The organism is Rahnella sp. PD4, from assembly GCF_049199325.1.
In the GTDB taxonomy this organism is placed as follows: domain Bacteria; phylum Pseudomonadota; class Gammaproteobacteria; order Enterobacterales; family Enterobacteriaceae; genus Rahnella; species Rahnella perminowiae.
In genome coordinates this window covers 455,634-470,744 of sequence record NZ_JBLZQF010000002.1, presented here as the reverse complement: position 1 = coordinate 470,744, position 15,111 = coordinate 455,634, and the positions used below count along the sequence as shown (strand labels likewise).

12 protein-coding genes are annotated in these 15,111 nt (G+C 52.1%); 3 read left to right on the top strand and 9 right to left on the bottom strand.

Annotation, left to right across the window (positions count from 1 at the left end):
- Positions 1-152: 152 nt before the first annotated feature.
- Complete coding sequence (locus ACOZIO_RS06830) at positions 153-1,136, bottom strand: LacI family DNA-binding transcriptional regulator (protein WP_129952376.1); 984 nt, start codon at positions 1,134-1,136, stop codon at positions 153-155.
- A 205-nt stretch (positions 1,137-1,341) separates the two neighbouring features.
- Here ACOZIO_RS06830 and idnO point away from each other — a divergent pair, with 205 nt between their 5' ends.
- Together idnO and ACOZIO_RS06820 are read left to right on the top strand one after the other, a co-directional pair.
- The gene (gene idnO / locus ACOZIO_RS06825; RefSeq protein WP_129952377.1) at positions 1,342-2,106 is read left to right on the top strand and encodes a gluconate 5-dehydrogenase; all 765 of its coding nucleotides are present in this window, start codon (positions 1,342-1,344) and stop codon (positions 2,104-2,106) included.
- An 11-nt stretch (positions 2,107-2,117) separates the two neighbouring features.
- Positions 2,118-2,873, top strand: a complete 756-nt coding sequence (locus ACOZIO_RS06820) for an SDR family oxidoreductase (protein WP_129952378.1) — start codon at positions 2,118-2,120, stop codon at positions 2,871-2,873.
- Positions 2,874-2,946: 73 nt separating this feature from the next.
- Here ACOZIO_RS06820 and ACOZIO_RS06815 read toward each other — a convergent pair whose 3' ends face one another.
- Genes ACOZIO_RS06815 through ACOZIO_RS06805 form a run of 3 tightly spaced genes read right to left on the bottom strand, consistent with a single transcriptional unit; the run spans position 2,947 to position 6,628 of the window.
- Positions 2,947-4,359, bottom strand: coding sequence for a c-type cytochrome (locus tag ACOZIO_RS06815; protein WP_129991265.1), 1,413 nt, complete (start codon positions 4,357-4,359; stop codon positions 2,947-2,949).
- Complete coding sequence (locus ACOZIO_RS06810; RefSeq protein WP_129952380.1) at positions 4,356-6,011, bottom strand: GMC family oxidoreductase; 1,656 nt, start codon at positions 6,009-6,011, stop codon at positions 4,356-4,358. The genes ACOZIO_RS06815 and ACOZIO_RS06810 overlap by 4 nt, the downstream gene beginning before the upstream one ends.
- The gene (locus tag ACOZIO_RS06805) at positions 6,011-6,628 is read right to left on the bottom strand and encodes a sorbitol dehydrogenase family protein (protein ID WP_421595121.1); all 618 of its coding nucleotides are present in this window, start codon (positions 6,626-6,628) and stop codon (positions 6,011-6,013) included. The genes ACOZIO_RS06810 and ACOZIO_RS06805 overlap by 1 nt, the downstream gene beginning before the upstream one ends.
- 678 nt (positions 6,629-7,306) lie before the next feature.
- Here ACOZIO_RS06805 and ACOZIO_RS06800 point away from each other — a divergent pair.
- Positions 7,307-7,651 carry a YejG family protein gene (locus tag ACOZIO_RS06800; RefSeq protein ID WP_129952382.1) on the top strand — a complete coding sequence of 115 codons (345 nt, stop codon included), beginning with the start codon at positions 7,307-7,309 and terminating at the stop codon, positions 7,649-7,651.
- 43 nt (positions 7,652-7,694) lie between these two features.
- On the opposite strand, the gene yejF is transcribed toward ACOZIO_RS06800, so the two are convergent.
- The 5 genes from yejF to ACOZIO_RS06775 form a co-directional block, all read right to left on the bottom strand.
- Positions 7,695-9,314 carry a microcin C ABC transporter ATP-binding protein YejF gene (yejF, locus tag ACOZIO_RS06795; protein ID WP_129952383.1) on the bottom strand — a complete coding sequence of 540 codons (1,620 nt, stop codon included), beginning with the start codon at positions 9,312-9,314 and terminating at the stop codon, positions 7,695-7,697.
- Between the two features lies 1 nt (position 9,315).
- The gene (locus tag ACOZIO_RS06790) at positions 9,316-10,365 is read right to left on the bottom strand and encodes an ABC transporter permease (protein WP_165383709.1); all 1,050 of its coding nucleotides are present in this window, start codon (positions 10,363-10,365) and stop codon (positions 9,316-9,318) included.
- A complete protein-coding gene (gene yejB / locus ACOZIO_RS06785) occupies positions 10,365-11,459 on the bottom strand; it encodes a microcin C ABC transporter permease YejB (protein WP_129952384.1) in 1,095 nt (364 codons plus the stop codon). The genes ACOZIO_RS06790 and yejB overlap by 1 nt, the downstream gene beginning before the upstream one ends.
- Before the next feature lie 10 nt (positions 11,460-11,469).
- Positions 11,470-13,275 carry an extracellular solute-binding protein gene (locus ACOZIO_RS06780; protein WP_129952385.1) on the bottom strand — a complete coding sequence of 602 codons (1,806 nt, stop codon included), beginning with the start codon at positions 13,273-13,275 and terminating at the stop codon, positions 11,470-11,472.
- A 194-nt stretch (positions 13,276-13,469) separates the two neighbouring features.
- Complete coding sequence (locus ACOZIO_RS06775; protein ID WP_240783458.1) at positions 13,470-15,053, bottom strand: cyclic di-GMP phosphodiesterase; 1,584 nt, start codon at positions 15,051-15,053, stop codon at positions 13,470-13,472.
- Between the last annotated feature and the right edge of the window lie 58 nt (positions 15,054-15,111).

Genomic DNA, 15,111 nt, shown 5'->3' with positions numbered 1-15,111 from the left:
TTCGGCGATGACTTAATAAAAGCATTTTGAGGAAAGTATTTCGTGACAGACGTCACGTTGAATTATGTTAAGAAAAGGTGTTACCACTTACGTGATCCTGCACCGGAGTTTGTGTGCAGGTCCGCAGGGGGGAAATAGAGGGAAAAGGAGAGTTAAATGGTGCCGCCGAGGGAGATCCGGTAATGCAAATCCACGCGTTCGATCGTGGGCAGGTTTCTGATTTTTTTAAGCAATATCTCCGCCACCACTTTCCCCATTTCAAAGCGCGGAGTGATAACGCTGGCTAATAATGGTGTGGTTGCCAGACCGATATCCAGCCCGTGAAAACCGGAAATTGCCATATCCTGCGGGACGCGGATCCGCAGTTTGATACATTCCTGTAACACGCCGACGGCAATATCGTCATTGGTACACAAAATCGCGTTGGTCTGCGGATATAACTGACGCGCCATGGCCAGCATGCCCGCACCGATAGATACCGACGACACTTTATTCGGCGTGATATGCACCGGCGTCAGTCCGCGTTCATTCATGGCGCGGCTGTAACCCTGATAACGCTTCTGGTCACGGGCGTCAGACATCGAACCGAAATACACCACATGTTCTTTGCCGCTGGCGAGCAAGGTATTCGCCATATCATAACCCGCCTGCTGATTATCAAAACCGACGGCGATGCGCCCGTGCGGGTCGTCGAGATCCATCACCTGGGCCACAGGAATTTCTGCCGCATTCAGGTACTTATCGGCTTTCAGCGTATGCACGGAATCAGTGAGGATCAATCCGGCCAGCTGATAACCGAGCAGATTGATGATGTGTTCTTCCTCGCGTTCTTTGCTGTAATCGTAATTGACTACCAGCGTCTGAAAGCCCTGCGCGGAAGTGACCGACTCAATGCCCGCCAGTAAGTCCGAGAAAATCTGGTTGTTAAACGACGGCACTAAAATGCCGATACGCGGCGCTCTGGCCGGTCCGCGGGCTTCTTCCAGCGGATATCCCACCTCTTCCATGACCTTCGTGATGCGATCACGGGTTTCAGGAGACACCTTTTCCGGCGTGCGCAGAAAACGGCTCACCGTCATCTTCGTGACATCCGCCAGTTGGGCGATGTCCTGTAATGTCACGCGCTGGTTTCTCATGCGGAAAGTTCCTGGTTGGGCCTGCAAATAGTCCTGATTATTGAAACAGAAAGTGCCGGAGATTGTTACCAAAATGATGATGATCACACCGGGAGTAACAGGGTTTTTTAACATTCCGGCAGGTGATCTGCATCACAGTTTAGCGCAGAGTAAACCGGTGTAGTGAAGCTAACTTTTTAAATCAGCATTCAATAAGGCCAACGTCATGACAAATCTCTTCTCACTGGATAATAAAAAGATTCTGATTACCGGCTCGACGCGCGGTCTGGGTTTCCTGCTGGCGAAAGGGCTGGCGCAGCACGGTGCAGAAATTATCATCAACGGCACCCAACAGGAATCAACGCAGAAGGCCGCTGAAGCCCTGCGGGCAGAGGGCTTTATTGCCCATGCGGTGTCGTTTGATGTCACCTGCAGTCAGGCGGTGAATCAGGCGATTGAGCATATCGAAAGCACCATCGGGCCCATTGATGTACTGATAAATAACGCCGGGATCCAGCGCCGCCATAAATTCACCGAGTTTCCGGAAAAAGACTGGGACGATGTCATTGCCGTGAATCAGAAATCCGTATTTCTGGTGTCGCAGGCGGTGGCGCGTTACATGATCCCGCGCGGGCACGGCAAAATCATTAATATCGGTTCGATGCAAAGCGAACTGGGGCGTGACACCATTACACCTTATGCGGCATCGAAAGGCGCGGTAAAAATGCTGACCCGGGGCATGTGCGTTGAGCTGGCGCGCTACAATATTCAGGTGAACGGAATCGCGCCGGGTTATTTCAAAACCGACATGACACAGGCGCTGGTAGACAACAAAGAATTCTCAGAATGGCTGTGCAAACGCACACCGGCCGCACGTTGGGGCAATCCGGAAGAGCTGGTCGGCGGTGCAGTCTATCTGTCATCCAAAGCCTCTGATTTTGTCAACGGACATCTGCTGTTTATTGATGGCGGTATGCTGGCCGCTGTGTAGAAGGAGCTGAAATGAGCACTGAAGACACCAAAATTGCATTAGTGACAGGCGGCGGGAGCGGCATCGGGTTAAGTGCTGCAAAAGCGCTGGAAGCTATCGGATTTAAAGTGATACTGGCCGGGCGTAATCAGGCAAAACTGGAGCAGGCTGTGTCGTTGTTTGCGCCGGGACAGGCGGTAGCCCGTGAGCTGGATGTGACCCGTCCGCAATCGGTCGCCGCACTGTTTGAAGATATTCAGGAAACCTTCGGACGACTGGATTTGTTATTCAATAATGCCGGTAATAACGTGAAGGATGTACCCATTGACGAACTGCCGGTAGAAGACTGGCTGTCGGTGATCAATACCAATCTGACCGGTGCATTTTTGTGTACGCAGGCGGCGGTTAAGCTGATGAAACGCCAGTCGCCGCAGGGCGGGCGTATCATCAACAACGGTTCGATTTCGGCGCAGTCACCGAGGCCGAATTCCGCACCCTATACTGCCAGTAAACATGCGATCACCGGCCTGACGAAATCAACCGCGCTGGACGGACGTGCCTTTAATATTGCCTGCGGACAAATTGATATCGGCAATGCAGCAACGGATATGGGGAATAAAGCGCTGGCAGGCAGGATGCAGGCGGACGGACATATTGCTGAAGAACCGGTTATCCCGGTGGAACGCGTCGGCGAGGCCGTGGCGTTTATGGCCGGTTTGCCGCTCGACACCAACGTACTGACCATGACCGTGATGGCGAGTGCTATGCCGCTGGTGGGAAGAGGGTAGTTTTAGCCTCCTTTCTGCCGTTCGGACCCAAAAAAACGGCCCTTTTGGGCCGTTTTGCGTTTCAGTCTGCGGATTACGCCACTTTCGTTTTGCGTTTCCGGCCGAGCCAGAAAATCAGCACCAGCAGTACAATCACCCCGGCCACCATCGCCGGCGCCATGAACGGCTGTAGTTTTGCCAGCAATGTGACCGGGCCGCCGGCGCGTAACACCGCGACATCGTGCGCACTGACCTGAATGGCTGCGTTACCGTAGTTCTTTAGCACGTAGTTGGAGATGTCAGCAATCTGCTGATCATCGAGCTGACCGACATACGAACCCACGCCAAATTTCGGCATCAGCACATGGTGGTCACCGACCTGACGATCCACGCCGTAAAGGATGGCTGAAATCAGGTTCGACGCATTGCCCATGCCGGTCGCGGTATTATTGAACAGCGACGGATAAGCCTGATTTTCACTGCCTGAGCCATCCGGCTGATGACAACTGGCGCAATAACCACTGAACAACGCTGCGCCGTTGTCGATGGTTTTATTCGCATTAAACGGATGTGCGCCGCGTAAACCTTCTTCCACATTCACCGGTTTACCGAAGGTGTCCGCCGCCTGCGTATCACGCGGGTCGCGAACCGGCGTGCTGTTTTTCAGGTAGAAGGCGATCGCGTTCAGGTCGCTGTCCGACATGTATTGCAGGCTGTTCTGAACGGCTTCTGCCATACCGCCCGCAGCCTGGTTTTTCCCGGCGGTGCGGCCGGTTTTCAGGTATTCCACCAGCTGAGCCTGCGACCAGTTGCCAATACCGCTGACCGGATCCGAACTGATATTGGGGGCATACCACGGGCCGACCATGCCGCCTGCCAGCGGTTGATCGGTCACAGAACCCATCATCAGGTTACGTGGCGTATGACAGGTATCGCAGTGACCGGCACCGTTGACCAGATACGCACCGCGGTTCCATTGCTCACTTTTCGATGTATCCGGCTTAAACGGCGTGCTGTCGAGATAAATCATGTTCCAGCCCGCCATGGCAATACGCATGCTGAACGGGAACGGCAGGGCGGTTTCAACATTCGGTTGCTCGACCGGCTTTACCCCTTGCAGGAAGTAAACATACAGCGCGTGCATGTCGGCATCGCTCATATGGCTGTAAGAGGTATAAGGCATGGCCGGATAAAGATTGGCACCATCAGGACGAACGCCTTCACGCACTGCGCGGACGAACTGTTCTTCAGTATAGTTGCCGATACCGAACTGCTTCGATGGCGTAATGTTGGTGGTATAAATCGTGCCCATCGGTGAGTGGATTTCATAACCACCGGCAAAAGGTTTTCCCCCTTCCGGCGCAGTGTGACAGGCCTGACAGTCAGCTGCTGTGGCCACTTCCTGGCCCTGACGGATCAGCGCAGCCTGGGTTTCATCTGCCGTGGCGCAGGCGGTAAAGCCTGCGGAGGCGGCGCTCAGCAGGCAGACGGTGAGAAGTGTCTTCATGCGGCACCTGCCAGTTTTTTCGCCATGTCATCGGCGGCTTTAAGACCCAGCGCAGCCATGGTCAGCGTACTGTTTACCACACTGGAAGACGGGATCGCACCGCCGCCCGGTAACCACAGGTTAGCGTGGTCATGTGTACGACAGTTGCCGTTCACCACGGAATCCTTCGGATCACTGCCCATGATGGTGCCGCCCATAATGTGGTTATTAGCATTCAGGCTGGTAGTGATATTAAATTCTTCGGCCATAAACAGGGAACCGATATGCTCGAGTTGTTTATGAGCGGCTTCTGCGCCTTTACGCACGTAATCCCCGACATCGTAATGAATGTCCGGGCAAGGTAAACCGTGGGGATCTTTACGTGTGGTGCTGAGTGTCAGGCGGTTATCCGGATCCGGTAACGGCTCAAGGCTGATGGAAAGATCTACGCCGAAAATCGCACGACGGCGAATCTCTTCATCCAGCTCTTTACCCACCAGCCCCATCTGCAACGCTTTGGACGTTGCCGGGATCACACGGCTGATATTGTTGAGGATCATTTTGTTGGCGGAATAATCTTTGCGGAAATCGCCGTCACGCGGCCCTACCAGACAACTGCTCTGCGCCGGGCCACGACCAATCCACAGCGGCTCTTTGGCGATAAAGGTACAGTGGAAACCGGAGTGATCCATCATGTTACGACCCACATGATCAGACGAATTAGCAATACCGTTCGGGTTTTTTTCGTTGGCGGCCATCAGCAACAGGCGCGGTGTCTCGATACCATTACAGGCCAGCGCGAAGACTTTACCGGTCGCTTTATGCGATTTCTTCTGATTATCCAGCCAGTGAACAGCCGTCACATTGTTGTTTTCATCGGTGTCAATTTTGTAGACCACCGCTTCAGCCAGAACCACGGCACCTTTGTTCTCAGCGCGTTCGACGTGCGCAATTCCGTTATACATTGCACCAATCGGGCAAATCGGCTGACAGTTATTATTACCACAACACGTCGGACGGCCATTCCACGGGCGGGTGCTGCGACCTTGCGGAATAGGCACGGAGCGGTAACCGTGCGGATTCACGATTTCAGCAAAACGGGTATCGCCGTAACCGTAAGGCACCTGCTCCATCGGATAGGGTTTGCTGCGCTCAGACGGTGACTGCAACTCGGGGTCATTCGGGCCGGCAACGCCAATCTCTTCTTCAGCGCGGCAGTAATAAGGTTCAAGTTCATCATAAGAAATTGGCCAGTCACGACCCACGCCGTACAAGGTTTTCATTTTGAAATCGTTGGGAACATGACGCCAGCAGGACGCGGCCCAGTGCCAGGTGGTGCCACCAACAGTGCGCAGATAACCCTGTTTGAAACTGCTGGCGCTTGGCCCGGTCAGATGGACGTAATTATTTTCCGGGAAATACAGTGGCGCGGGCGCTTTTTCCGACTGCGGATAAAGCCCCTGGAAATCAGAACCGGCCCGGTTTTCAAAGGGCATATTGCGCCAGTTTTCAACGGCCTGAGCACGTTCAATGCGCAAACCCGCTTCCAGTACCAGAACAGAATATCCCTGGCTGACCAGCTGATCGGCAATCATGCCGCCTACGATGCCGGAACCGACAACAATCACATCAGCAGACGCATCGCCGTCTGCCGTAAATTCTGGTTTTTTCATCAGGCTTTGCTCACAACGTTTGTTTCAGAAGGATGGGTAAAACGATCTGCATTCATGGATTCCGGCATGGCTGCGGCAGGAGGCGCTGCGGTGAAGTACAGCGGACCGTTACCGCAGTATGTAGGCACAACCAGGCCGTCACTGACCGGGCGATACATCAGCGCGTCTTTATAGGCAATCAAAATGGAATCGGTTCCATGTCCAACCGTGCCAGTGTACCAGGCGGTAACGATGCGGGTCACCAGTTCACCAAGGCCATTCTGTTTCGCCACTTCCTGCAAATCTTTTGCCGCCTGGCCCGGTTTCACCAGCGCATGTAACTTGCTGACCTGCGCAGGGAAGTCAGGTTGTGAGCGGTAAAAAGCGTTGAAAATCTGCGCAGAAGAACCCTCGCTGATATTCCTGTGCTCAGTGATGGCCTGTGAGACCAGATAGAACTGGCCGAAGATGACCGGATCCTGTGTGGCGGTTTCTTTCTCCGCCTGGCTCAGGAACGGGAAGCCGAGCAGGGTCGTTGCCACCATGGCTGATGTCAGACCTTTTAGAAGTTCTCGACGACTGAAACCGGTTCCATTTTCGGTGGTGTTACTTCCAATGATTGAAGGATCGTTTTCCATCTCTTTCTCGCTGGGAATGGGTTTTTGCCAAAAGGCAGGGAGTTCGCTTATCTGGTTTTTATTATAATTTGCGTAACACGAGATTTATCAGCGGGTTAAGTTCTGCTGATGTCGGTCCCGGTAGGGTATACCATTTATAACGGTGCGGATGATAAGCCAGAGAAGAGGGATTTGTGCAAACAAATTGTGCTGATTAATTAACATTAGATCCAGATTTTAACGTATGATGCGCGACGCTAAAAAATGTAACCATCTGGTTCATTTCAAAGTGAAATTAACCATCGCCTCGTTACGTTTGGTCGTTCTTATTTTTCTATACTTTTGATGTATATGAAGTTATTGCATAAAGATGAAGGTATTGACTGCCTGATTTGTATATTAAATGTAAATAAATAAGTAACGGAAAGTAGCATCAAATGATTAAAATGGTTGTGAATAAAGGCGGAAAAGGTTACAAATAAGCCAAAATGAGATCTGCATCTCAGTATGTCCGGGAGCAGAGATAAAAATAACGACAGTTTGTCATTTTGTATCCAATAACGTTAATTTAATGTTAATTATTTGGGCGTTGAGTGGGCAAAGTGCCGCCTGTCGGCTATAACTTAAACAGTGCTGTTGTAGCTATTTTGTAAAAACATGATGTAAATGATTTGCATGAATCATTGTCTGGGGAACCACGTGAATAATATCCAACTTTCGGTAGTACATCGTTTGCCGCAAAGTTATCGCTGGTTATCAGGTTTTACGGGGATTAAAGTTGAACCGATTCCGCTGCCTGGTAATGATGAAGATAACAATCTGATCGGCCTTAAATTACTCAGTCATGAAGGTGAATTCGCCTGGCAGGTGATGCATCAGCTGACCGAGGCTTTGGAAGATATACAGGTTAAAGCGGCGATTGTAGAAATTGACGGTGAGCCTTGTTTATTCGTTCATCGGGAAGATGAAAGTGCAACGCTCTGTTGCCTGAAAAATATCGGCGCAGCCATCGCAGAATCTGTGACTGCACTTTATCCTTTTTGACACGCCGGCATCATAATGCATTCCGGCGTCTTCCCCCCGCGAGTCAGGGCTGGATATCGAAAGCCTCTGATGCGGCCAGCAATGTGCGGGTGTAAGCCTCTTGCGGTGCAGTAAAAATCTGTTCACATTCTCCCTGCTCAATAACTTCTCCGTTTCGCAAAACCATCAACTGATGGCATAAAGCCCGCACCACGTGTAAATCATGGCTGATAAACAGGTACGACAGACCATAGCGTTGTTGTAACTGACTTAAAATGGTCAGAATCTGTGCCTGAACCGATTTATCCAGCGACGAAGTGGGCTCATCAAGTATCAGCATTTCCGGCTGTAAAATTAATGCGCGGGCGATCGCGATACGCTGACGCTGGCCGCCGGAAAACTCAGTCGGGTAACGGTAGCGGGATTGCGGATCCAGCCCGACTTCCTGCATTGCGCGGATCACTTCTGTATCGCGTTCCTGTTCACTGACGGCGCGATGTACCCGTAAACCTTCAGCAATGATTTGCCCGACGGTAAAACGTGGATTTAACGCAGAAAAAGGATCCTGAAACACCACCTGAATCCGGCTTCTGAACGGCAGCATTTTCTTGCGTGAGAAGGCATGCAGCGGCTGGCCGTCAAACCATATTTCGCCTTGCGATTTGAGCAAACGCAGCAATGCCAGCCCGGTGGTGCTTTTTCCCGAACCGGATTCGCCCACAACACCGAGACTTTCTCCGCGACGGAGCTGGAAACTGATCTGATTTACCGCGTGTTTGATGCCGACCGTGCGACGTAGCAGACCGCGTTTGACGGGAAAGCCGACATCCAGATTTTTCACATCCAGCAGAACAGGGGGATTGCCCTTCAGCGGCTGCGGACGCCCCTGGGGTTCGGCCTGTAACAGCTGGCGTGTATAAGAATGCTGAGGCTGACTGAACAGCGCGGTTCGCGGCTGTTGCTCAACCACACGCCCGTTTTGCATTACCGCTACGGTGTCCGCCAGACGGCGCACAATGCGCAGATTATGGGTGATAAACAGCATTGCCATCCCCATTTCCTGCTTAAGTTCATCGAGCAGGGATAAAATTTGTGCCTGCACGGACACGTCGAGCGCGGTGGTGGGTTCATCGGCAATCAGCAGCTTCGGCCTTGTCAGCACCGCCATGGCAATCATCACGCGCTGGCGTTCACCACCGGAAAGTTGGTGCGGAAAATCCCGCAGGCGCGAGGCGGCCTGCCGGATACCAACCCGATCCAGACAGCGCAATATTTCAGTGCGCGCCGCGTCACCGCGGAGATTACGGTGCAGCGTCAGCACTTCGGTCAGCTGTTTTTCAATGGTATGCAGCGGATTGAGCGACACCATCGGTTCCTGAAAAATCATCGCAATCTGGTTGCCGCGGATCTGGCGCAATGTACCGGTACTGGCTTGCAGCAAGGACTGACCGGCAAACAGAATATCACCCTGCGGATAAACCGCCGCTGAGGGCAGCAGACGCAATACTGACAGCGCCGTTACGCTTTTCCCTGAACCGGATTCACCGACCAGCGCCAGCGTTTCGCCGGCACGGATATCGAGCGACACACTACTGACGACTTCACGTTGCTGTTTTCCCTGACGGAAGGCGACGCTGAGGTTTTTGATTTGCAGTAACGGGGCGGATAACGCAGCGTCTGTCATTTCAGAGCACCTCATTGTGGTGTGCGGACGGATTGAAGGCATCACGAACGGCTTCACCAATGAAAATCAATAATGACAGCAGCGCGGCCAGCACCACGAAAGCGCTGATCCCAAGCCAGGGTGCCTGCAAGTTATTCTTACCTTCCATCAGCAATGTGCCCAAAGATGGCGAGCCCAGCGGCAGGCCGAAACCGAGGAAATCCAGTGATGTCAGCGTGGTGATCGAGCCGCAAAGAATAAACGGCAAATAAGTCAGTGTGGCGACCATCGCATTAGGCAGCATGTGACGCCACATGATGGCACGGTCGCTGACGCCCATTGCCTGGGCAGCGCGGACGTAATCATAGTTTCGGGTGCGCAGGAATTCGGCACGCACCACGCTGACCAGCATCATCCAGCCGGAAAGCACGGTGATCAACAGCAGCCACCAAAAGTTGGGTTGAATCACGCTGGCCAGAATAATAATCAGGAACAGAGTCGGAATGCTCGACCATATTTCGATAAAGCGCTGCCCGAGCAAATCGATTAATCCGCCGTAATAACCCTGCGTGGCACCGACCATAATGCCAATTACGGAGGTTATCATCGTCAATAAAATGCCAAAGAACAGCGAAATCCGCAGCCCGTAGAGAATTTGCGCCAGTACATCGTGCCCGTTACTGTCGGTGCCCAGCCAGTTCTGCGCGGATGGCGGGGAAGGGAAGGGCTGTGCAGTGGAAAAATTAATGGAGCTATAACTGCTGCGAACCGGTGCCCAAAGCGCCCAGCCGTGATCTTCGATCTGGCGCACAACAAACGGATCCTGATAATCGGCTGGCGTTTCCAGCGCGCCGCCAAATGTCGTTTCGCTGTAACTGACCATAAAGGGCACATACCAGTGCCCCTGATAGCGCGCCAGCAGGGGTTTGTCATTCGCCAGCACATTGGATAACAGCACCAGAACCAGCATCACCATGAAAATCCACAGTGACCAGAAGCCGCGACGGTTCTGACAGAAACGTGCCCAACGTGCCTGGCTGATGGTGCCCAGCTTAAAGAGTTTTATATTCATCAGTGGCGGCCCTCAAAATCAATACGCGGGTCGACCAGGGTGTAAGTGATGTCGCTGACGATATTGAGCAGCAAACCAATCAGGGTGAAAACGTACAACGTGCCGAATATGACCGGAAAATCGCGTTGCACAATGGCATCGTAGCCCAGCATTCCGAGCCCCTGTAATGAAAACATGACTTCAATCAGCAACGAACCGGTGAAAAACATACTGATAAAGGTGGCCGGGAAACCGGCGATCACCAGCAGCATCGCATTACGAAAAACGTGCCGGTATAAAATTTGCTTTTCGTTCAGCCCTTTCGCACGGGCGGTCACCACATATTGTTTTTCGATTTCATCCATAAACGCGTTTTTGGTCAGCATCGTCAGGGTTGCGAACCCGCCAATCACGGTCGCCAGCACCGGCAAGGTGATGTGCCAGAGATAATCGGTCACTTTACCGTACCAGGGTAAGGTGTCGAAATTCGGCGATGTCAGGCCACGTAGCGGGAACCAGTCGAGATAGCTGCCGCCGGTGAATAACACAATCAATAAGATTGCGAATAAAAAAGAAGGAACGGCATAACCGATGATGATGAACGAACTGCTCCAGGTATCGAATTTCGTGCCGTTGCGCACGGCTTTGCGGATACCCAGCGGGATCGACACCAGATAGATGATCAGTGTGCTCCACAGGCCGAGGCTAACGGATACGGGCAATGCACTTTTCACCAGTCCCATAACGGATGCGCCACGAAACAGACTGTCCCCGAAATTGAAGCGAACATAATTGGATAACATCTCGAAATAGCGCACATGCAGGGGTTTGTCGAAGCCGAACCGATGCGTTATTTCGGCAATGACTTCCGGGTCCAGGCCACGCGCACCACGGTACTGCCCCTCACCAAACTGCGCTAAGCCCGGTGACGCTTTGCCATTTCCGCTGCCACCGCCGGCACCCGGCAAACCGCTGGATTGACCCATCTCAATGGTGGCAATGGCCTGATCAACCGGGCCGCCGGGGGCAATCTGCACAATAAAAAAGTTAATCGTGATGATTGCCCACAACGTCGGGATCACCAGAAGCAGTCGTCTTAACAAATAGGCGGCCACAATATGCTCCTCAGCGGCGTTGCGCAGGTAAACGGGCTGCGCGGTTAACGTCGTACCACCATGTATCAAGTTCCATTCCGTTGGACGGGGTGACAGCTGGCATAGAGAACTTATCCCAGTATGCGTAGCGCTCGTGGTTGGTGTACCACATCGGGATCATGAGCATATTCCATGTCAGCACCCGGTCGAGCGCATGGCCCAGCGACAATAAAGCGTCGGGTTTTCCCTGATTGGCGGCGATGTCATCGGTCAGCTGGTCAATGGCCGGATCGCTGACGCCTGATTTGTTGTAGCTCGAATCGAGATATTGGGTGTTCCAGTAAATCTGTAAATCACTGCTCGGATAAGACGTGGCGGGGTAAACCGTCGGGATCATATCGTAATCACGCTGGCGCATACGGCGTACAAACTGTGAGTTATCCACTTCACGGATAGACATATTGATACCCAGCCGTTGTAAATTATGCTGGAACGGCAAGACGTATTGCGAGTTCCCGCCCCCCGGCAACAACAGTTCGAAAGTAAACGGCTTGCCGGTTTTGCTGTTTACCAGCACCTGGTTTTTCACTTCCCAGCCCGCTTCTTTCAGCAGTGCGGTGGCTTTGAGCAAATTCGTCCGGTCATTGCCGGAACCGTCAGAATGCGGGGGGTGATACAGCGTGGTGAAGACCTCTGCGGGGATCTTATCTTTCAGCGGCCCAAGCCAGGCCAGCTCTGCAGAGTTTGGATAATCTTTCGCCGCGTAGTCGGTATTTTGAAAATAGCTGTTCACCCGCTGGTATGCGCCGAAATACAGCGCCTTGTTCATCCAGTCAAAATCAAAAGCCAGTGTGATGGCTTCGCGAACCTTGCGGTCTGCAAATTGCGGGCGATGAATATTGAATGCCAGCCAGCGCGTATCCTGTGCCGCCTGGTTTATCACATCAGCTTTAATGATAAAGTTTTTACTGAAATTACCGCCCTGATATTGTGATGCCCATTTTTTGGGTGAAGTTTCCATACGTAAATCGAATGCACCTGACTTAAACGCCTCCAGCGCGACGTTGTCGTCGAGGTAATAGTCGTAGCGGATGGTATCGAAATTATAGCGGCCCCGGTTAACGGGCAAATTGGCAGCCCAGTAATCCGGCACGCGGGAATAGGTAATGTACTGTCCGAGTTTGTAATCGCTGATGCGGTAAGGGCCGCTGCCCGGCGGTGGTGTACTCAGCGGTTCATTGAATTTATGTTTTTCCCAGAATGCCTGCGGCAGAACAGGCAGGCCCAGCAGACCGAGCATCATGTCTTTATCCGCTTTCGGCAACACCATACGCACCGTCAGGCGCGAAATAGCTTTCACTTCCACGCCTTTATACACCACGCGAAACTGCGGAACGCCTTCGGTCATGAACTTGCGAAAGCTGAAGGCCACGTCGCTGGCGGTAATTGGCGTATTGTCGTTAAAACGTGCACGCGGATTGATATCGACTTCGACCCAGCGGTACTGACTGTCATAACGGGCTGAGTCGGCAATCAGCGGATAATAGCTACCGATTTCGTCGCTTGACGTCGTGAACAGGCTGTCGTAAAGCGATCCGCTGCGTACCGCCGGATTACCGCGTGATGCGAAGCGGTTAAAGTTGTCGTAGGTACCAATAGCCGCCAGGGTAATCTGACCGCCTTTCGGGGCGGCAGGATTGACGTAGTCAAAACTGGTGAAGTTTGAGACATACTTGGGTTCGCCTAATATGGCGAATGCGTAGCTGTCCTGTATGACTTCGGCTTGTGCGCTGAGACTCAGCAGGCACAGCACACTGGCAAAAACGCGAGAAAACATCCTGAATATGCACTCCTGTGACGACGACGGCATGATGCGGCAGTACCGCAGGCTATTTCGAGAGTAATCAATTGAAAGCTATGATTTTGTCACCCACTACTTTTCGCTTTCTTCCCTGATTTTGGCCTTTTTATCACAACCGGATGCAGACGCCTAAAAGAAAAATGGGACAAAAGATGCAGGACTGATGCAGGTCAAATCTGCCAGGTGGCTTCTTTCTCGTTGAAATCACGTATAAAGGCCACAAGTTCCGCAACACCTAACGACTTGCTGTACAGGAATCCCTGTAAATAGGTCACGCCGTGGTTACGCAGATATTCAGCCTGCATCGGGGTTTCGACACCTTCTGCCACGGTTTTGATCTTCAGTTCTTCCGTGAGCCGGAGAACGGTATCCAATACTGGCGCGATAAGGGTTTTCTGATCAATTGACATGACAAATCCGCGGTCGATTTTCAGATAATCCAGCGTAAACTTCTCAAGATAAATCAGTGCGCTATGTCCGGTACCAAAATCATCAATGGCTATTTCAATCTTGTGGCGGCGCAGCCAGTTAAATTCCCGTAATGCGCCTTGCGTATCAATCATTCCGCGTTCTGTAATCTCGAAAATCACCTGGAAAGCATTTTCAGGGAGTGCTTCAATAAAATTCATCACATCGTCATGAAAGCTGATTTTATTCATGTGGTGAGGGGAAATATTGATACTGAGTTTACCCGGAGCTGCAAACACGTGCTGCAGGGTATGAGCATCCGCCGCCACCAGTGCCATCATGTGTTGCGTCAGTTCGACGATAAGCCCCTGATTTTCAGCGTAGCTGATAAAAATATCGGGCGGAATGCGTCCCTCAATCGGATGCTGCCAGCGCAGCAGGGCTTCAACGCCGGTCACTTTCAGGCTTTTAGCGTCGATAACTGGCTGATATTCCACAAAGAATTCTTTATTTTTCAACCCGCGGAGGATCTCCCGCTCTACGTTATGGCGGTTCAGCAAGCTGTGATAAATCAGTGCACACACCAGCAGGCTAAGCAGCAGGCCGCCTGAGATCGTAAAAAGAATATTATCGCGGGTCAGTACAGGGGAATAGAGGCGAATACTGAAAGGATAATGGTCAACGTTGACTTGAGTAAAGTGGCTGCGAGGCAAATCACTGACAGGGATCAGCCCCGCCATGGAAGAAATCAATGCGCTATCTCCCACCAGGAGTGCAAAACCCCGGTAGCCGGATCCTGGCTGCGCAAAAAGCATATAAGGTGAAAGTGTCAGTTCCAGTGTGGCTATCACGCCATCATCCGCTGCCCCGGCATTACGCTGCCATATAAGGATCACCGCGCGGTTCGGAACGGCAGGCGTTCCCATCTGCAAGCTGATACTCATGTTTTTATCAAAATCGATGTCATGCAGGGCACTGTTTGCCGGAACGTGTTGATTGCCGGAAGCCGAGGAACAAAAAACTATGCCATTACGCACCAGTTGAAAATCACGAACGCCCACGCTGAATGCGGCGTCACGGTTTAATTCCCCTGCAATGGAAGGGCAGGGTTCCGCCGTAAGCAACCCGATTCTGAGCATTGTGTCGGTTAACTGGCGCAGGTAGTCAGACGTGAATGTTGCTGTTCTCTGCGCGATTTGATGTTGTTCACGCAGCGCGTTAGCTTTAATCACGGTGAGGGTGACGGCAGTAAATAAAATGAAAAACAGGGCTGAAAAAAACAGACTTCTCTTTAAATACAGATGCTTGGGCAATACGGTGTGTGCTAACGCCGTTTTTAAACCCATATGTTTTGCCCTTTTGCGCGGAAAGAATAAAAGTATAACGTTGTCAAAAAAAACAATA

Excerpts from the sequence above, each read along its gene's own strand:
- ACOZIO_RS06830 (WP_129952376.1), bottom strand. The coding sequence starts at position 1,136 with ATGAGAAACCAGCGCGTGACATTACAGGACATCGCCCAACTGGCGGAT.
- idnO (WP_129952377.1), top strand. The coding sequence starts at position 1,342 with ATGACAAATCTCTTCTCACTGGATAATAAAAAGATTCTGATTACCGGC.
- ACOZIO_RS06820 (WP_129952378.1), top strand. The coding sequence starts at position 2,118 with ATGAGCACTGAAGACACCAAAATTGCATTAGTGACAGGCGGCGGGAGC.
- ACOZIO_RS06815 (WP_129991265.1), bottom strand. The coding sequence starts at position 4,359 with ATGAAGACACTTCTCACCGTCTGCCTGCTGAGCGCCGCCTCCGCAGGC.
- ACOZIO_RS06810 (WP_129952380.1), bottom strand. The coding sequence starts at position 6,011 with ATGAAAAAACCAGAATTTACGGCAGACGGCGATGCGTCTGCTGATGTG.
- ACOZIO_RS06805 (WP_421595121.1), bottom strand. The coding sequence starts at position 6,628 with ATGGAAAACGATCCTTCAATCATTGGAAGTAACACCACCGAAAATGGA.
- yejF (WP_129952383.1), bottom strand. The coding sequence starts at position 9,314 with ATGACAGACGCTGCGTTATCCGCCCCGTTACTGCAAATCAAAAACCTC.
- ACOZIO_RS06790 (WP_165383709.1), bottom strand. The coding sequence starts at position 10,365 with ATGAATATAAAACTCTTTAAGCTGGGCACCATCAGCCAGGCACGTTGG.
- ACOZIO_RS06780 (WP_129952385.1), bottom strand. The coding sequence starts at position 13,275 with ATGTTTTCTCGCGTTTTTGCCAGTGTGCTGTGCCTGCTGAGTCTCAGC.
- ACOZIO_RS06775 (WP_240783458.1), bottom strand. The coding sequence starts at position 15,053 with ATGGGTTTAAAAACGGCGTTAGCACACACCGTATTGCCCAAGCATCTG.